Source organism: Pseudoalteromonas sp. MIP2626, assembly GCF_013414205.1.
GTDB classification, from domain to species: Bacteria; Pseudomonadota; Gammaproteobacteria; order Enterobacterales; family Alteromonadaceae; genus Pseudoalteromonas; species Pseudoalteromonas nigrifaciens.
Genome location: NZ_JAATTW010000024.1, coordinates 32,550 through 52,401 on the forward strand (window position 1 = coordinate 32,550; position 19,852 = coordinate 52,401).

14 protein-coding genes are annotated in these 19,852 nt (G+C 39.2%); 7 read left to right on the top strand and 7 right to left on the bottom strand.

Annotated elements, in window-relative coordinates; translation table 11 throughout:
• The first annotated feature begins 471 nt into the window (after positions 1-471).
• The 5 genes from HC000_RS11320 (at position 472) to HC000_RS11340 (ending at position 11,098) form a co-directional block, all read left to right on the top strand.
• Positions 472-1,710: an AAA family ATPase gene (locus HC000_RS11320; RefSeq protein WP_058374625.1), complete on the top strand. Its 1,239-nt coding sequence runs from the start codon at positions 472-474 to the stop codon at positions 1,708-1,710.
• A 15-nt stretch (positions 1,711-1,725) separates the two neighbouring features.
• Entirely contained in the window at positions 1,726-2,688 is a 963-nt protein-coding gene (locus HC000_RS11325; RefSeq protein ID WP_179807672.1) for a transcriptional regulator, read from the top strand.
• Positions 2,689-3,113: 425 nt separating this feature from the next.
• Complete coding sequence (locus HC000_RS11330) at positions 3,114-6,260, top strand: DEAD/DEAH box helicase (protein ID WP_089369318.1); 3,147 nt, start codon at positions 3,114-3,116, stop codon at positions 6,258-6,260.
• Between the two features lie 839 nt (positions 6,261-7,099).
• Positions 7,100-8,566 carry a DNA recombination protein RmuC gene (gene rmuC, locus HC000_RS11335; protein WP_089368995.1) on the top strand — a complete coding sequence of 489 codons (1,467 nt, stop codon included), beginning with the start codon at positions 7,100-7,102 and terminating at the stop codon, positions 8,564-8,566.
• 198 nt (positions 8,567-8,764) lie between these two features.
• A complete protein-coding gene (locus HC000_RS11340) occupies positions 8,765-11,098 on the top strand; it encodes a S9 family peptidase (protein WP_179807673.1) in 2,334 nt (777 codons plus the stop codon).
• Positions 11,099-11,224: 126 nt separating this feature from the next.
• Here the strand turns inward: HC000_RS11340 and HC000_RS11345 are convergent, their stop codons facing one another.
• From HC000_RS11345 to HC000_RS11370, 6 genes are read right to left on the bottom strand one after another with little or no spacing between them, the layout of a single operon-like run.
• Positions 11,225-11,752, bottom strand: a complete 528-nt coding sequence (locus HC000_RS11345; protein WP_089368997.1) for a DUF411 domain-containing protein — start codon at positions 11,750-11,752, stop codon at positions 11,225-11,227.
• A 10-nt stretch (positions 11,753-11,762) separates the two neighbouring features.
• On the bottom strand, positions 11,763-12,251 hold the full coding sequence (locus HC000_RS11350; protein ID WP_011329650.1) for a nuclear transport factor 2 family protein: 489 nt from the start codon (positions 12,249-12,251) through the stop codon (positions 11,763-11,765).
• A 22-nt stretch (positions 12,252-12,273) separates the two neighbouring features.
• On the bottom strand, positions 12,274-13,176 hold the full coding sequence (locus HC000_RS11355; RefSeq protein ID WP_179807674.1) for a CopD family protein: 903 nt from the start codon (positions 13,174-13,176) through the stop codon (positions 12,274-12,276).
• Positions 13,177-13,187: 11 nt separating this feature from the next.
• A complete protein-coding gene (locus HC000_RS11360; protein WP_179807675.1) occupies positions 13,188-13,592 on the bottom strand; it encodes a copper resistance CopC family protein in 405 nt (134 codons plus the stop codon).
• A 22-nt stretch (positions 13,593-13,614) separates the two neighbouring features.
• Positions 13,615-14,490: a copper resistance protein B gene (locus HC000_RS11365; protein ID WP_179807676.1), complete on the bottom strand. Its 876-nt coding sequence runs from the start codon at positions 14,488-14,490 to the stop codon at positions 13,615-13,617.
• A complete protein-coding gene (locus HC000_RS11370) occupies positions 14,487-16,325 on the bottom strand; it encodes a copper resistance system multicopper oxidase (protein ID WP_011329654.1) in 1,839 nt (612 codons plus the stop codon). Before HC000_RS11370 ends, HC000_RS11365 begins: the two co-directional genes overlap by 4 nt.
• 174 nt (positions 16,326-16,499) lie before the next feature.
• On the opposite strand from HC000_RS11370, the gene HC000_RS11375 reads away from it, so the two are divergent.
• Both HC000_RS11375 and HC000_RS11380 read left to right on the top strand, forming a co-directional pair.
• Positions 16,500-17,186, top strand: coding sequence for a heavy metal response regulator transcription factor (locus HC000_RS11375; protein WP_011329655.1), 687 nt, complete (start codon positions 16,500-16,502; stop codon positions 17,184-17,186).
• Positions 17,173-18,570 (top strand): heavy metal sensor histidine kinase, encoded by a 1,398-nt coding sequence (locus HC000_RS11380; RefSeq protein ID WP_257025503.1) that lies wholly within the window; start codon positions 17,173-17,175, stop codon positions 18,568-18,570. Before HC000_RS11375 ends, HC000_RS11380 begins: the two co-directional genes overlap by 14 nt.
• Positions 18,571-18,756: 186 nt before the next feature.
• Here HC000_RS11380 and HC000_RS11385 read toward each other — a convergent pair whose 3' ends face one another.
• The gene (locus HC000_RS11385; RefSeq protein WP_011329657.1) at positions 18,757-19,668 is read right to left on the bottom strand and encodes a LysR family transcriptional regulator; all 912 of its coding nucleotides are present in this window, start codon (positions 19,666-19,668) and stop codon (positions 18,757-18,759) included.
• Positions 19,669-19,852 lie beyond the last annotated feature (184 nt).

Genomic DNA, 19,852 nt, shown 5'->3' on the forward strand with positions numbered 1-19,852 from the left:
ATAGATCTGATCTGTACCTACTACAGATCAGATCTATACTAATTAAAAGCCGTCTTTTACTACAGAGTAAGTGTATAACTTTATAATTTACTTAGTATAAAACTGATCTACCACTGCTTTTTTGTGTGCAACTTAATGATTAACCTGTGTATAACTATTGTTTAAATTTTCAGCTTAGTAAAAAACTGATCTGCAAGTAGATAAAGATCTGATCTTAACCAAGTATAAAGCTGATCTGCTTATTTTATTATTATTCATATAAATCATGTGTTTATCACCTATATTTAAGCCTCTAACCTTTAATACCTTATATACTTAACCATACTTAACCTTTCTATTTATACTAAGAAATATTAAGCATGTAAAAATATTATTAGATGTCTTGTTTATAAAACACATGTCACTATAAATAGTTGTTTACAGCAAATTGAATGGACATTATACTAACAGCCTAACTTTGAGGAATTAAGTATGTCTATCAATAATAATGCGCTAAGTACCTACCGGCTTTTGAAAGCAACTGCTGAAGTTGCCGAAAAGTCACTAGAAGGACGTATACAACATTATCGCGCTCATCTTAAATCTGAAGAAAAAGAATTAAGAACTTATACGCAAAAAGCAGCTGCCGATCTGCTTGGTTGTAACAATCGTACCTTAAAACGACGCCACGACAATGGTGATTTTGATAATTTAAATATCAAACGTGGTGCTAATGGTCATTATGCTTACACTTTAGTAAATATTTTTGCCATGGCCGATATTATGGATATTCAGCCAGATCACCGTACTGGTGATGACAAACTGCAAGTTATTGTAATTAACTCCTTAAAAGGCGGTTGTGGTAAAACAACCAGTATGGTTAATATTGCAGCAGCATTGGCAACTACAAATATAAAACGCTACCGTATTGGTATTATTGATTTAGATCCTCAAGGTTCATCATCTAGTTTTTTTCCATCAGCAGAGCCCGATCCAATCACAGTTGGCGATTTAATGCGTGATTGTATTGAATTAGACGAAGGTGAAACGTGGCCTGAATTTGTATCAAGCTCATTTTTACCTACACATATTCCAAATATTCGTGTTTTACCATCTGGTATGGATGATTTTTATTTTGAACACGAAACAGCAACTTTACTCAAAGACACTTCAAATTACGAACAAACCCGTCATTATCATAAGTTACTTGAAAAAGTAATAGACCCAGTAAAAGACGAGTTTGATGTGTTATTAATCGACACAGCTCCAACCCTTAACTTTATGTTTTATAATGCATTAATGGCATCTACAGCGATGCTAATACCAGTTCACCCTGAAGCAGTAGACTTTGATGCTAATAATAAATATTTAAAACGTTTAGGCGAGATTTATCATACAGTTGCAGCCCTTGGTCATGAAGGATGGGACTTTATGCAGTTTTTAGTAACTAACTATGTAAAAGGCAACCATTCACAACGCGACATTGTTAAAGATGTTCGTAGTGCTTTTGGTCGCCAAGTAATGAGTTACCCAATTAACCATAGCTCAGCAATAACAGCCAGTTCGTCTTCTTTTAACACTATTTTTGATCAAAAAGCGTCAGATAGTTTAGCTAGTCGCGAATCGTTAATGCGTGCCCAAGAAAATATAAAAGATGTAGTTGATGAGCTTGAAATGCTGATCCGCTCTAACTGGCAATCTACACAATCAAAACTAAATACCCCTAAGTAAGGATGTTAAACAAAAATGGCTAAAAAACGTAAAAATGACACCCGCTTAGACCCCTTTGCAACAGCGGTCGGTAGTAGTAGTCTTGATGCTTTATTAGAGCAAGCAAACGCAGGCGATGTAATTCGTATGCCTGCCCCAAGCGATCCTAGTAGAGAAATTACTTTAGTTTGTAAAGTGATTTCTCATAGTGACATTGAGTCAACAACCCTGGTATATGGCAAAAACCGCCGAGTACAATCGCTGTTAAATGAAAAGGCGGTATCCGATATTCTACCGGCAATAAAAGAAGATGGCCGTAATCAACACCCGGCACTTCTTTGGGATCAAGGCGATACAAGCTTAGTACTCGCGGGATCACGCCGCCGTAAAGCCTGCATTTTGGGTAATGCCGATTATTTAGTGTTGAGCTCTAGCGACTTTACAGATCAAGATGCAAAAATTTTAGCTGTTTCGTCTGATCAATACATAGCACCTAGCTTGTGGGAACTTGGACAAGCTTATCAAAACACTAAAAATGAATTAATTGAGCAAGGTAAAAAAGGCTCTTACCGTGAAATTGCAGTTATTGAAGGCGTATCGCATACCGCGGTTGCCGATGCAATAAAAGCATTCGAGCAAATCCCTGCAGATGTTGTTGCACTTTACCCTACAGCTAATCATGTTGGCCGTGAAGTGGCTAAAAAGCTGATTAGCGCAAAGGAGCGCGACCAAGCAGCCTTTAACTTGCTAGTTGCTGACATTGCTAACTATGAAGACATAAACGCAGCAGCAAGCGATGACAAGCGTGCAATGGCCATTACTAAGTATTTAACTACCGAGCCACAAATAGCCGTTAAACGTGAAGTTGTGCTTGAGAGTAACTTTGTTTCAGTACAGCGCAGTTTAAAAAATGGTGATGTTTCAGTAAAAATAAACAATAAAGTGATGACAGACAAGCGCTTAGAACAACTTACTAAGCTATTAGCTGCATTTAACTAGTTAGTAAAATAATGATCTACAAGGGTGTTAGCTTAGTTAAATATTGATCTGTACACCCTTTAAGTTAGTAAAAAACTGATCCCATATAGCAAAATTTAAGCATAAAAGAGTTACTTGCCTATTTTAGATCAGCTTTTTACTAACTAAATTACCTTTTTATCTTAGATCCTACCTGTTTTGCGCTTTGTTAGTATAAAGCTGATCTGTAAACCCCCTCCTTGTGTTAGTAAGTTGTTTTTAACTTGTGAGTTAGCTGTGTGTTTTATTTTAAATAAATAATAATTAGCGCATTATTTAGCTATAAAGCAATTTTTTACTAAGCGCTCAGCTCCAACCAGTTTATTTAACGTTAATATTGCTTTAGCTCAGAGCATATAAGGCATATACTAAAAAAATTGTTTTTAAAATTTAATACTTTGAGTGACATGTCTGCTAACTTATCTAAAACTGATCTAATGGCTATTTTTGAAGAAATTAAAAATGAGCAGGCTACCCAGTTTCCTCTTTCTGAACGCTTCATTAAAAAATTGTTTAAGCCCGCCGTATTGGCTAAAGGTAAAGCGTATTATAAAAACGGCCAAATTAGCTGGTTAGAGCATAATAGCGATTTTTCAGTTGTGGATTCAACAGTACGTGGCGACAAAGGTATTTCGTTTAATCAACGTATTGAGATCAGTAAAGTACCTACTGGTTATTCGGTAGATACTCACTGTACCTGTAACGTTAAAACGAAATGCCGCCACTTAGCTGCTATTTTGCTCAAACTTAAAATAGAACACTCTGGTGAGTACGGCGAAGACTACTTTATTAATGATTGGTTTACTGAACTCGGAGCACTTAAAAACAGTACCGAACAACCGCCTTCACAAGTGCTTTTGTTTGTATTAGATGTAGAAAACAATAAAGTGTTTTTAACGCCCAAAATAGCTAATTACGATGAAAATCAAAGCTATGCCTTAGGCCGTAACCTTACCGAGCAACAGCTAAACAGCTTTGTAACTCCTAGCGATTTATTAGAAAGCGACTTTAGATTATTTAGCTGGATACGTTCACAAAATGCAGTAGGTAATATTGAGCTTAAAGGGCAATGGGGTTTTAACGCACTGCAACAGCTTATAGCAACTGAAAGATTGTTTTTACAACGATCACGCGTATCAATTAAAGCGCAAACAGGGCAAGCGTTAAGCTTTAGTTGGCAGCAAGTAAAAGATCTAACCCAATTAAAAGTTAATTTAGAAAACAGCAAAAATTGGACACTAATTAAAACAACGCCACCTACTTATTTAGATCTTGATACTTATAAAGTAGGACGCATTCGTACCCCTTTAAGTGCAGACGAAATTGCTCATTTACAAACAATTCCAGCATTACACGACACTAATTTTGACCGTATTTATAAACAACTCGCCGATAACTTTGGCTCAGGTGTTATTCCGCACCCCACTAATGAAAAAAACAATACCTCAAAACTCTCTAGTAATGCGGTTTTAAAAGTAACAATGTCGGCGGAAGGATTAACGCTTTCGTTATTGTTTAAATATAAAAATAAAAATTATTTGGCAGGCACAGCGCCAGAAACCCTAGTAAATAGTGCTTTTGAAAACACCGTAAAAAACGAGCTAATAAACTTAGGTTTCGATTTTTGTAAAGGGGGTTTACAAAGTGAGTTTATTTTTAATAAACAATCGCCAATTCACTTACACTGGTTAGTGTATGAGGTGTTTCCTAGCTTTGTTCAACGAGGCTGGAAAGTATCGGTTAGTAAAGTAAATGCTGTTAACCCACAAAGCCAAGTAGCTTTGCATGTACACCGTACTGCGGGGCATCAAATGCAGTGCAAAATTATATTAAACGATGCTAAAGCTACATTATTATTTAATCAAACAGATGCTCATTATGAATCGTTAAATCGTCAAAGTGAGTTGTTTTATTACTACCCAATAGGTCGTGAGTTTGGCGCTATAAATAAAGCAGCGTTGCATTTGTTAAATGAGTTTAAACAACGATTTGAATTTATAAAAACCAGAGATGAATTTAATATTCCGCTTTCATACTTGCCTGAACTGGTAAGTCATACTGCTATAAATGTTGAACTACACGACGAGTCATTGTCACGTTATTTAGAAGAGCTAAATAGTAATGACCAGTCGCGCCCCACTACGCTTATACAAGGGTTAAATGACTCAGTTGTATTGCGCGAGTATCAGCAGCAAGGCGTTGCGTGGTTAAACTTTTTAAAACGCCATCAGCTTGGCGGAATTTTAGCAGACGACATGGGATTAGGTAAAACTCTGCAAGTTATTGCTTATCTAACAAGTAGTTATAATAATGCGCAAGCAGGCCCTACACTCATTGTGTGCCCTACAAGCCTAGTAAGCAATTGGGAAAAAGAAATAACCAAGTTTGCTAAAAACTTAAAAGTAACCACTATTTTTGGTGCCCAGCGTAATGAGTTATTACAAAATGTAGCGCAAGCACAATGTATATTAACTACTTATCCGCTACTTAAACGCGATATTGCGTATTATTCACCACTTTATTTTGAAAATATTATACTCGACGAAGCGCAATATATTAAAAACGATACCGCGCAGGTATCGCGTTTAGTGAAGCGCCTTAATGCCGACTTTAAGCTTTGCTTAAGTGGTACGCCAATAGAGAACAACTTATTCGAGCTTAAATCATTACTTGATTTTGCTATGCCGTCATTACTTGGCTCGCAAACGCATTTTAAAACTCACTTCCAAACGCCAATTGAGCGTGAGAGCAATGCAGAGCGAGCACAGCAACTTAAAGACTTAATTATGCCGTTTATATTACGCCGTACTAAAGCGCAAGTTGCACAAGAGTTACCGCTAAAAACAGAGTTAATTAAAGAGTTTGAATTTGAGCCAAAACAAAAAGAAATGTACCACAGTATTACTCAGGCATTAGAAGAAAAACTAACTGATCTTTTTTCTGAACAAGGTATGCAAAAAAGTAAACTCGCCTTTTTAGAAGCGCTGTTAAAATTAAGGCAAATTTGTTGTCACCCTAAATTAATAGAGCCAACAACTCAAGCTGGCAGTGCAAAACTAGAATGGCTAAGTAATCGCTTACCGCTAATGCTAAGCCTAGGTAGAAAAGTAATTATATTTAGTCAGTTTACTTCTGCGCTCGATCTTATTGCTGAACGCCTAAAAGAAATAAATATAAACTTTAGTTTACTAACCGGACAAACGCGCCAGCGCGATAAAGTGATTGATGAGTTTACCAGTGGTGCAACATCGGTGTTTTTAATTAGTTTAAAAGCCGGTGGAACGGGGCTTAATTTAACGCAAGCCGACACAGTAATTCATTACGATCCTTGGTGGAACCCAGCAGTAGAAAAACAAGCGACAGATCGTGCTTATCGTATTGGCCAAACTAATCCTGTGTTTGTGTATAAACTTATTATGGCAAATTCAATTGAAGAAAAAGTATTTAAAATGCAACAAGATAAACAAGCTCTTGTAGATGCATTATTTACCGAAAAATCAATGAGTTTTACCCAGTTTGACGAGCAACAAATGCTCTCTTTAATTAAAGATTAAAAATGTCTGTAAATATGCAGATCTTTTTTGAACTTAATTAAATATGCAGCGTCTACTATTATGCTAGCGGTTAAATTGCAGTTTAACCAAGCATTATGTTGATTTCCCATTTAGTTACTTAAATAAGTAATGATTTAGCCAGCCCACTTTAGGGCTGGCTTTTTTTATGCCTTTTTTACACGGCTGCTTTACACAAAACTTAAGTTTAATTTTTTTATACTTTTTTTGAACTTAATTAAATATGCAGCGTCTACTATTTTGCTAGCGGTTGAATTGCAGTTCAACCAAGTTTCATGTTGATCCCCCTATTTAGTTACTAAATTTAGTAATGATTAAGCCAACTCGTTTGAGTTGGCTTTTTTTTTGCAAAAAATTACTTAGTAGCCCTCTTAAACAACATATAAATAAATTTAAATTATTATTGAACTAAATACTCAACTTGCCGTCTACTATTATGCTTGTGATTACATTGCAGTTAATTCAAGTTTCATGTTGATTCCCCTATTTAGTTACTAAGTTTAGTAATGATTGAGCCAGCTCGTTTGAGTTGGCTTTTTTTTGCAAAAAATTTACTTAGTAGCCTTCTTAAACAACATATAAATAAATTTAAATTATTGTTGAACTAAATATTCAATTTGCCGTCTACTATTATGCTTGTGATGAATTGTTGTTAACGCAAGTTTCATGTTGATTTCCCTATTTGGTTACTAGTTTTAGTAATGTTAGGCCAACCTTTTATAGGTTGGCTTTTTTTATGCCTTTAATTTATATCCCGCCCCTACTGCTATCGATAGTTATTCGTTATGATGGCATGTCTCTAAATTTAATAAGTTTATTTTATGTTTTCTCAGTTATTAACTAGCATTGATTGGCTAAGTGTAGGCGTAGGCGTTACCGCAGGTGGCGTAATTTGTAGCCTAGTATCTGCATCGCTTAGTAAAAAATTAAAACAACAACTTAGTGAGCAGCAACAGCAGTTGTCGTTATTGCAAAGTCAGTTTGAGAGCAAAACCCTGCAATACACCCAGTTAGCGGATGACCACGAACTTTTAGAGCATACCCATCAAGAGCAACGCGACCAAGCGCAGCACTTTAAAACCCGCTTTACCGAACAAGAAAAACAAAGCCAGCAATATAATCAGTTTTGGCAAAAAGCCGAAGCCGAGCTAAGTGCACTGCGCAAACAATATAGCCAACGCGATGTAGAGCTAAATAATATACGCACTACGCTTGAGCAAAAACAACAACACTTTAGCGAACAACTTGCGCAAATAGAGCAAAGCAAAGAGATGCTTAAAAAAGAGTTCGAAAACTTAGCGAATCAAATTTTAGAAGAAAAGTCTCAAAAGTTTAAAGTGCTCAATCAAGAAAGCATTGAGCAACTATTAAAACCAGTGCAAGGCGAGCTAAAAGGCTTTCGCGACAAAATGGAGTCAATCCATGTTGAAGACTTAAAACAACGCGCCGCGCTTAAAACCGAGTTATTACATTTACAAGCAAAAAGCCAAGCCATAACCGAACAAGCCGACAGGCTCAGTAACGCTCTACAAGGGCAAAAGAAAACCCAAGGCAATTGGGGCGAGTTAATGCTAGAAAACGTGCTCGACAGCGCAGGCTTACGCGCAGGCGTAGACTATAAACGCGAGGTGTCGTTTAACACCGAAGACGGCCGCTTACGCCCCGATGTAGTTGTGTATTTACCCCAAGGTCGCCATTTAGTTATTGACGCTAAAACTTCGTTAAACGCCTACACACGCTATGTTAACGCCGATAACGAGCTAGAAGCACAGCAAGCTATTAAAGAGCACGTTGAGGCTGTTAAAGCGCGTATAAACGAGCTTGCGAGTAAATCGTACGACCGTCTACCTGGGCTTAACTCGCCTGAAGTAGTGGTGATGTTTGTACCAATAGAGTCAGCCTTTGTTGAAGCGCTTAAATACCAAAGTGATATTTACCAGCAAGCAATCGAAAAAAATATTCTAGTGGCAACCCCCACTACCTTACTCACTAGTTTAAATATAGTTAAACAGCTATGGCGCTTTGAAGAGCAAACTAAATACTCAAAAGAATTGGCAGCCCGAGCCGAGCGTTTTTATAACAAGCTCAATGGCTTTTTAACCAGCATGGAAGGGGTTGGCAAACAGCTCGATCGTGCTAAAGAAAGCTACGACAAAGCGTTTTCGCAGCTTTACCGAGGTAAAGGTAACTTAATTAAACAGGCAAGCGAGTTTAAAGAGCTGGGTGTATCGGTACAAAAAGAATTACCAGCAGAGAGCGTTGAACGTGCAAATTTAGAATTAGATTAACTGCGTAGCTAAAGGATTAGGTATTTAAAAACAGCCACCTTATTACACAGCTAATGACTACTTTAATTAACATGGCGTATTAATTCCTTTTTTAAGCTCAATCCCTTAATAACGCGATAAACGCTCAGATCCTATTTTGCTTATTTGCTAAAGTAGCGGGGTCAGTATTTATTTAATAACCCCCCCCTAGGAAACACGATGAAAATAATTAAAACCTCAGCACTGTTAGTTGCCATTCTGGCGGGTATAACCATACAAGGGTGTTCTATGACATCAAATACATCACCATCAACAACAGGTAATGCAGTTACACCTATTAGTAACCCGCTTACTCTTGAGCAAATTTATAAAGATAAATACTTTAAAGCACAGCGTAGTACTTACTTTAAATGGTTAGACGATGGCACTGGCTACACAGTACTTGAGCAACGTGAAGCCGATAAAAAAGTAGGCGTTAAAGCTGACGACGAGAAAGAGCACGGTGTAAAAGGCAACGACATTGTATTTTACAACGCCGATGGCACAGGGCGAAAAGTACTGGTTGCTTTTGAAAAGTTACTGCCAGAGGGCGCAGATGAAGCGTTTGCAATTGAGAGTTATCAATTTTCTAAAGATGGCCAGTGGCTCATGGTATTTACCAACAGTGAGCAAGTATGGCGTTCGCGCAGCCGAGGGGATTTTTGGTTACTTAACTTAAATACGAATAAACTCTCGCAGTTGGGCGGCGAAAACCCTGAGCCCAAAAAGCTTATGTTTGCTAAGTTCTCCCCCGACAGCTCAAAAGTAGCGTATGTGCGCGATAATAATATTTATATGCAAGCAGTTGGCAGCAATACCGTTAGCGCATTAACAACCGATGGCAGCGCTACCACAGTTAATGGTAATTTCGATTGGGTATACGAAGAAGAGTTTTCTATTCGTGATGGCTTTAGTTGGAGCCCAGATAATAAATCAATCGCGTATTGGCAGCTCGATACTAGCGGCGTTAAATACTTTACCATGATCAACAACACCAAAGCGCTCTACCCTAGCCTTACTGAATTTCCATACCCTAAAGCGGGCGAAACTAACTCAGCTGTACGCGTAGGCGTAGTGAGCCTGAGTGACAAGCAAACCCGGTGGGCTAAACTTGAGGGCGATAACCGCGATCGTTACATACCACGCATTAGCTGGGCAGGCGATGGTGAGTCGTTACTTATCCAAGACTTAAACCGCCCACAAAACCATAATAATTTATGGTTATTTAATTGGCAAAAGCAGCAGCTAACTAAAATACTGGCAGAAAAAGACGATGCGTTTATAGAATGGTTTTATAGTGCTAATTGGTCAAAAAGTGGTGAGTTTTTTATTTGGCACAGCGAACGCGACGGCTGGCGTCATTTATATCGCATATCGCGCGATGGCAAAAAAATTATCGACCTAACCCCTGGCGATTACGACATTGTTGATATGCTTGCAATCAACGAAGACAAAAACGTATTGTATTTTAGTGCATCACCAGATGATGCAGCTCAGCGCTATTTGTATCGCACAGCAATAGATGGCAGCAGTAAACCAGTACGAGTAACACCTGAGCAGTTTAACGGCTCCAACAGTTACTACGTGTCAAAGGATGCTTCTTGGGCCATGCACACCTATTCTAAATTTAATCAGCCGGCCGTTAAGCAAATTATTAAGGTGAGCGATCACAGTAATGTAAAAACCTTGGTCGAAAACAGCGAGCTGAAACAAAAATTAGCAGAGCAAAGTTTACCAAACCATGAGTTTTTTAAAGTAGCCGCGCGTGATGGCACCGAGCTTGATGGTTATATTATGTTTCCTGCGGATATGGATCTAAATAAAAAGTACCCAATCGTATTTTATGTTTATGGCGAACCTTGGGGATCAACCGTACAAGATCGCTTTGAAGGTAATAGCTATTTATACAAATCGTTATTAACTCAAAAAGGCTTTATTGTTGCATCAGTTGATAACCGCGGTACACGCGCACCAAAAGGCCGAGATTGGCGCAAATCTATTTATAAAAAAATAGGCTCAATTACAGTGCAAGACCAAGTTGACGCGCTCGACGCGATGGCTAAACGCTGGGCTGTAATAGACACAGAGCGGGTTGGCGTATGGGGACACTCTGGCGGCGGCAGCTCTACACTTAATTTATTATTTCGTCACGGAGATAAATTTAAAGTAGGTATTGCTTCAGCACCTGTGCCCGATATACGTTTATATGACACTATTTATCAAGAGCGTTATTCGGGTAACCCAAACACCGACCCACAAAGCTATGATAATACCTCGCCAATTAGTTTTGCTAAAAACCTTAGCGGCAAATTATTACTGATCCACGGTACTGGCGACGATAACGTACACTATCAGGGGTCTGAGCGTTTAATTGACGAGCTTGTTAAGCATAATAAACAATTTGAGTTTTTTGCTTATCCTAATCGTTCACACAGCCTAAAAGAAGGCAAAGGAACGGCTTTGCATTACCACACTATGATGGCCGAATTTTTTGAGAAAAACTTACTAAAATAATGTCTAATTAATTATTAAAAACTAAAAAAGGCACAATTTTTAATTGTGGCTTTTTTGTGCAAACTGTAATGGGGGTTTACAGTTCTTTATAGGTACTAAACAGTTTCACAAACTATGCCACAACAGTTAAAACTGCTCGTCGTATTGACTAATGTGCTTGTACACACCTGTGGTGGTGTTTGTGGTAATAAATTCAATGTTGTATTTATGAAATGCATCACCCATTTCCATACCTGGTGTGCCTAGTGGCATTGCGGGTACGGTTAAACCGATAATATGCGCTGGGTGTTTTTCTGATAAAAATTGTTTAATAAATTTAGCCGGTACGTGGCCTTCAAACACAAAACCGTTGGCCGACACAGCTGTATGACATGAGCGCTGGTTAGGCTTTATTTGATATTGCGATTTTATTAACCCCATATCGTCTGCATCAATGGCTTTTGTATTAATGTCGCTTTGATTTATATGCTCAATCCAGCCTTTGCAACAGCCACAGTTTTTATCTTTATAAACAGTAAGCTTTAACTCCTGTTTTTTGGGACTATCGGCTGAGCTAGTTGCTTTATGTACTTGCGGTGATTGCTCAGAGCACGCCCCCATAAGAGGCAGTGCTAGTGCTAAAAGCACGCTTGAGGTGATTTTAATTATACGCATAATTAACGCCTTAATTTGACCAATGAATATGAGTTATTTTCCAGCCTGAATCGGTATTTTTTAAGGTGATTGACTCCATACCTGTGGCGCTTATTTCTTTACCTTTATAGTTGCCATGGCTTTTACTTCTTGATACCGAGTAAGCCATATCACCATTAATAAACACTTGGTGCTCTAATAGGTCGCTGTTAATTGCACTTAGGTATTTCATGTCAGCTAACATGTGGTGGTTAGCGTATTCATCGGCTGAGCGCTCAACGCCGCCACCTTCAAAAATAATCACATCATCGGCTAGTAATTGTCGAGCAGTTACTTTATCGCCTTGCTTAAGCGCAGTATGAAACGAGCTAACAACTTTTGCTGCAGCACTGCTTACATTAACAAATAAAGCTGATTTTTTTGCGTGCTCTTCATCACCATGCGCGTTTACAGTAAAAGAGCTTGTTGCAGTAAGTAACAGCGCTGAGATCAATCCAAATTTAGGGTGTTTTATTAACATGTTTTTCTCTTTATAAGATAAATTATACGGGCGGCCCAACGAGCGTGGTAAATACACTGGTGGTTAGTAATACACACACGGCAATAACCATTTCAACAGTAATAGAACGCTTTAAAGTAACAACATGATGTTGCTGTGTAATTTGCGGAACTAAACGTAGTTTATGCCAAGCACCCAGTAGTAACATAGCACTCACTAACAACAGTTTTAACATTATTAGCTGGCCATAATTTGAAGTAAATAATACAGAAAATGAATTTAAGTATTGCCATAATAAGGTTATACCAGATATGAGCAGTACCGCTATGATAATAATTGCTAGCTGTCCAAAGCGTTCCATTAAATGCTTTATCGTATTTAACGATAGCAGTTGGCAACTTTTATAAAGAGGCCATAGTGAGCCAATCCAACTAGCAATGGCAATTAAATGCAGTGTTAATATACTTTTAATTAATAGGCCTTTTTCGGCGCTATGGCCGGTTAAGGTAAAGCTATAGGTAAGGATAATAAGTGCTAATAGTGTAATAACAAAATTAGCCACGTTAGCTGAGTTTGAATGGGGGCGCCAAGTGCACACCGCAAACAAGGCAATTATAAATGCAGGCACTCTCATACTTACCTGCTCACCAATTACTGATTGCCAAATTATATCCAGCATGAAGGGGTCTATCATGCCAGCAAAACCAGATTCAGCCATGGCCCCCGCTTCAATTGGTATTTGTAATATTGCACCAATAAAGCCCACCATAACAAGGGTGATTTGCCAGCGCTTTAAATACCGATTAAAACAGCTTAATTGTGTATCTGGCGTTGTACTCTCATTATTAAGTAAGCGCATTAGCAAGCAGCCCGCAAGGGCTGCAATAGCTAAATAGCTTACTATTTTTAATAATAGTAACAGCACTGACCAATCACTTAATTGCATTATATGACTACCTAATGATTATGTTGTTTATGGCTAGCCGCCATGTTTTTCATTTTAGAATGTGTGTCGCTGGCGTGCAGCATAAAGTCAAAATTGCCTGACATTTTATGGCCATCGCCACCAAGCGCTATCCATTTAACTGTGTAATTACCTTGTTCAAGCTTGGGTAAAGGCCAGCTAAAGTTGCTATTAGCTTTTGCACTGGGTTTAAAGTTAAAATCTACTTGCTTGTTTGCAGCATCACTTAAGAGTACTTTGGCAAGTTGTACTTCGCCGCTAAACGTTAACGTAAGTTGCTCTGGACTTTGCATTAGCATCGCACTATTTTGTGGTGTTGATTGCTTTAGCGAAATATGAGCTGATGCCGAAAAGCTTACAGCTAAGCCTAAAATTGCCGCAATAGTTATAAATTTCATAATTACCTCTTATTTTTAAATATTAAAACCAAAATTTTATACCGGCAACAAACTCAGTATCGTTGCTGCTTTGCTCGTTTAGCTTGGCGTAATCTGCTGTGGTACCAAATTTATTAGTCCACTCTACACCTACATAAGGTGCAAATTGGCGAGTAAATTCATAACGAACCCTAACGCCAATAGCAGTACTAGATAGCCCACTGCCTAGCTCATTTTGTTCATCGTCTTTACCATAAAATGTTATTTCAGCACGAGGCTGTATAATGAGCCTTTGTGTTAAAAGCAGCTCATATTCAGCTTCTGCTGTAAATGCTGTATTGCCGCTCTCACCTACATACGCTGTCATATCAAGCTCAAACCAATAAGGTGCTAAGCCTTGAATACCAAACGCTAACCATTGACGGTTTTTGCCTTCTTTATAATAATCGTAGCGAATACCGACTTGCGTATCCCAATAAGCCGAAATTGCATGGCCCCATAAAATATCAGTTTGATTTTCTTCAAGCTTGCCATCACTAACATCGCCCTCGGTTTTTATCACTAATCGATTAAAGGTGGTGCCGTACCAAGCTTGTAAATCGAAAACAGCAGCATCGGCTTGTTCGTTATACTCAAGGCGATCACCTAAAATAGCGTAAAACTTATGCTCATCCGCAAGGGTTAAGCGCTCGCCATTAGCTAAAGCATATGGCCCTTGCGTTAAGGTTGTGCCATTAGCATAAGCGTGTGGATCGCGAGCATTTTTAGGGGCATTGCCGCCTTGCGGCTGCATTTTATCGCCCGCCATATCGCCAGACATGTCGCCCATTTCAGTTTGAGCAAACACATGCAGGCTCAATAACGGTGCGCTAATTAATAGTGCACTAGTAAGTACCGTTGATAAGGTTAAATTTTTCATGATACAACCACCTCTCTAAACATACCTGCATCCATATGAAACAGTAAATGACAATGCCAAGCCCAACGACCAACATCATGTGGCGTAGTTAAAAAGCTAATTCTTTGGGCGGGCTGTACCATTATGGTGTGGCGGCGAACTAACACATCACCTTGATCGTTCTCCAAGTCGCTCCACATACCATGTAAATGCATAGGGTGTGTCATCATGGTATCGTTTTGTAAAATAACTCGTACCCGCTGATTATGCTTCATATGCACAGGGGTACTTTTACCAAACTCTAAGCCATCAAAAGACCAGCTGTAGCGTTCCATGTTGCCGGTTAAATGCAGCTCAATTTCGGCTTCGGGTGCTTGGTGGTCAACTATGCCATCAAGAGAGCGTAAATCTGCAAGTGTTAAAACTCGACGGCCGTTATTGCGCAGCCCAATACCAGGATCGTCTAAGTTTGTGCGTGGCGTATCAACGCGCATATCAACTGAGGCGCCATATTCTGTTTTAGCGTGGCGAACTTTCTGACTTGGAACAGCCAGTGGGTTTTTACCCATATTATGCTTACTATGGTCCATTGCCATTGCACCGTGGTCCATTGTGCTATGATCCATTGCCCCCTGATCCATACTGGTTTTGTCCATGCTAGCGTGGCCCATAGCGCTGTGATCCATTCCAGGCATAGCAGAGTGATCCATATTGCCCATCATATCCCGCATTGCTAACCACTCAACTGGGTCAAGTGCAGGCACTGGCGCATCAATATTAGCAGCGACAGACAAAGTCCCTTTGGCATAACCTGAGCGGTCCATGCTTTGTGCAAAAATTGTGTATGCGTCATTTTTAGGCTCAACAACCACATCGTAGGTTTCACCTGGACCAAAGCGAAACTCATCTACGGTAACGGGTTCAACATTTTGTCCATCTGCTTGTACCACAGTTAATTTTAACTCTGGGATACGTACATCAAAAAAGGTGTTACTTGAGCCATTAATAAATCTTAAACGTACTTTTTCGCCCGCTTTAAACAGCCCACGCCAATTAGCCATTGGCGCAGTACCATTCATTAAATAGGTCATTGCCGAAGCCGATAAATCAGCTAAATCGGTTGGACTCATTCGCATCTGGTTCCACATTTCACGTCGTTGAAGTGCATTAGCAACGCCGCTTGTTGCTATGTCATCAAAAAACTCAGGTACAGTGGGCTGATTAAAGTTAAACACATCCCCCTGAATTTTTAATTTACGGAATAACTCCATAGGATCATCATCAGTCCAATCAGAGAGTTGAATAATATGTTCATTATCTGCGCTGATAACATCTTGCTCACGAGGCTCAATAATTAACGCCCCATACATACCGGTCATTTCTTGAAAGCCACTGTGTGAGTGATACCAATAAGTACCGCTTTGTTGTAACTTAAATTTATAAACAAACGTTTCGCCAGGCATAATGCCTTTAAAGCTAATGCCCGGTACACCATCCATTTGATACGGTAAAATAATTCCGTGCCAGTGAATAGAGCTAGGTACCGCTAAATTGTTGGTAACGCGAATGGTCACATCGTCACCTTCTTTAAGGCGTAATGTTGGCGCGGGAATAGAGCCATTAATGGTGGTTGCCATACGCACTACACCGGTAAAGTTTACCGGGGACTCATCAATAACCAGGTCAATAACTTTACCGCTCAACTCAGGCACAGTACCTGTTAATGTTGAAGCCGCTAAAGATGATGCTGCATGTAAAACAGTTGGAAAAGCTGCCAGCACACCGCCTGCAATTAATCCTTGAACAAAACGCCTACGTGGCTTTGAAATGTGCTGCAATGACTTTTTAAAACCCATTTTATTACACCTGAATAGCAAAATATGCATTGAGTATAATATTTAAACCTGACATCGACATGACGCGAACATTACAAAGTTGTAATCTTAATGTCATGTTGCTGTTGTAGCGCATATGGCATAGTGCTGTTTAAGTGATAACTAAAATTATAATAAAAGTAACAAAGGAATTATATGCGCATACTAATCGTTGAAGACGAGATTAAAACCGGTGATTACTTAAAACAGGGCTTAACCGAAGCCGGCTTTCAGGTTTGTTTGGCGCGCAATGGCCTTGACGGTCACCATTTAGCAATGACCGAATTATTTGATGTGATTATATTAGATATAATGTTGCCCGATGTATCTGGCTGGCGAATTTTAGAGTCGGTACGAGAAGCCAAAAACGACACGCCAGTATTATTTTTATCGGCTCGCGATAGTGTTGATGACAGAGTCAAAGGGCTTGAACTTGGCGCAGATGATTACTTAATAAAACCGTTTGCTTTTTCAGAAGTACTTGCCCGCGTACGTACGCTTATTCGCCGTGGTGGCGTGCAAAAAGTGGCCGACATACTCACAATTGCAGACTTAGAAATGGATATACCAAAGCGTAAAATACAGCGAGCAGGCAAGCGTATTTTGCTCAGTAATAAAGAGTTTAGCTTATTAGAGCTACTACTGCGCCGAGAAGGCGAAGTGCTATCTCGCTCACTTATAGCGTCGCAAGTATGGGATATGAACTTTGAAAGTGATACCAATGTAATAGATGTTGCGATTAGACGCCTGCGGGGCAAGGTTGACGATGAGTATAGTATTAAACTTATTCATACAGTGCGCGGTATGGGCTATAAATTAGAGGTCGAAAATGCCCAAAATTAACGCTCGACCAATGTCGTTGACCATGCGGGTGGTATTGTTTATTGCTGTTACTGTAATAGCCTGTTTAACCTTAGTCGCGTCATTAATTAACTCCTCCATTGAGCATCACTTTATTGAGCAAGACAGTGGCGAGTTAAAGGTTATTAGCCAGTCAGTTGCAGCTGTTTTAGCCCAGCAGCATAGCTCAAGTGAACCTTTAGGGCAGGCATTATCTAAAGCTGTGGCAGGGCACCATGGTGTTTATTATCAAGTAAATAGCCAGCAAGGAGCCTTAATTTACCAAAGTTCAGGTCGCGATTTTACTAAGCAGATTATGAGTGCGCCATCGGCGCTTGGTTTTAATCGCGATAACATAGTGCATTGGCAAGCCAATGATCATACCTATCGCGCATTAGTTAGCGACTTTAACGTGCAGCAACAGCATTATAAAATTACCGCCGCCATTGATATGAGTTTTTATAAACATTTTTTGCGCCAATTTAAACAAAGCCTATGGGTGATTATGTTTGGCTCAGCTGTGCTCATTTTACTCGTTGCTTGGTTTGCGGTACATCAGGGGTTAAATCCACTGCGTGGCTTAAGCAAAAAAATATATGACATTCAAACCCATAAAATGGATGTTAGGTTAGATGAAAGTAAAGTGCCAATTGAGCTGGTGAATATGGTGCATTCATTTAATGCCATGCTGGATAGATTACAAGATGAGTTTATGCGTTTATCAAATTTTTCTACCGATATAGCCCACGAACTGCGTACCCCGCTTACTAATATTATTACTCAAACACAAGTTGGCTTAACAAAACAGCGCGACCTTGTGCAATACCAAGAACTGTTGTTTTCAAACCTTGAAGAACTAGAGCGACTAACAAAAATGGTTAGTGATATGCTGTGGTTGGCAAAAACTCAAAATGGACTGATAAAAGCACAACAACAAGTATTACAAAGTGATGAAGAAATAGACGCGTTACTAGAATATTTTGATGCGGTAGCAGAAGATGCCAATATTACCTTTATTAAACAAGGTAGTAATGTTGAGTTTTATTGTGAACAATTACACTTTAGGCAGTTGCTATCTAATTTATTATCAAATGCGATTAGGTATACCCCAGCAGGCGAATCGATAACTATTAGTAGTGAGCGCACTGGAAATGATCAAGTGTGTATTGCGGTTACCAACCCAGGCGAAAAAATAGCAGCAGAGCATTTACCCTATTTATTTGACCGATTTTATCGAGCCGATAAATCAAGGCAGCGACAAGGCAACGGCGCGGGTTTAGGGCTTGCGATAGTAAAAGCGCTAGTTACAGCAAATGGGGGCAACATAGTGGTAACCTCAAACGCGAACACTCGCTTTAAGGTGTTTTTTAAACACGTTAAAAGTTAAGCTTAATCCTTTTATTAGCACAGTGCCTATAGCGTAAAATGCAGTGTTAATTTGTGGCTTTTGTGCAAACTGTAATGGGGGTTTACAGTTTGCATAAGCAAAAAACGAAAGTAACCTGCGGTTAGTTTTGTTTAACAAGCCACACAGTTGTAAATTAATCAGCCTAGGGAATCTGTTACTTTGTGTTTATTGTTCATTTTCTGTCTTTATTTTTTGCACTAAAAAGTCTACTGCCGCTTTTACTTTAGGTACTAAGTAGCGCTGTTTTTGATACAACAAATACACAGCCATATTAGCATTTTGAGTTATAGCTAACTCATGTTCAAAGTGAAGTTGTTGCAACTTACCTGAGTCAATATAAGGGGCTAACGCCCACCGAGTCGACATTAAAATACCTTCACCGTTGCACGCTTTTTTTGCTAGCCACGATCCGCTATTAGAAATAGCCACAGCAGGGCCAGATACATCATGCCATTGGCCGTCCATATTACATAACCAAGGCGTTGGCCCCGTTGGCGCTTTAAAATAAAGGCCATTATGCTGCTTTAGTTCCATCGCATTGTTAGGTGTTCCGTGTTTTTTTAAATAACAAGGTGATGCCACCGGAATAAAACCATTGTCCATTAACCTTATTGCTAGTACTCGCTCATTGGGTGCGTAACCACCGCGAATAGCAATATCAACATCGTCGCGTCCGAGTGTCGATAGCTGATCAGTTAAACTAACATCCAGCACTATTTCAGGGTATAAGGCGCTAAATTCATCTAACAAAGGTAATAATATTTGCTCACCAAACCCCACCATAGAGCTAATACGTAAACGCCCCATTGGCGTTGTTTGATAACTGCGTACGGTTTCATTACTTTGCTCTAGTTGACTCAAAATTTGCTGTATATCGTTATAATAAATTTGCCCTACTTCTGTTAATTTAACGAGTCGGGTTGAGCGCTTTAACAGCGTAGCGCCTAAGCTTTTTTCTAAATCTGCAACGCGCCTTGATAACGACGACGGCGGCACGTTAAAAGTACTGGCTGCTTTGGTAAAGCTGCCAGTTTCGACTACTTTACTAAAATACCTAATTGCACGTAGTTGATCCAACGAGCTGCTCCATTTGTTGTTTTTAACTCAACTTTAAAATTGCCCTTGGGAATAACAAGGCTTTGAAAAGGACGTTGCTCATAAAAAGCTGAAATAAAATTAATATTTTCCTAAATTCGGATAATAAGTGCAATTTCTCAGATTAGATGGCCAGCTGTTATAATTCGGCCATTTTCTCGCCAAA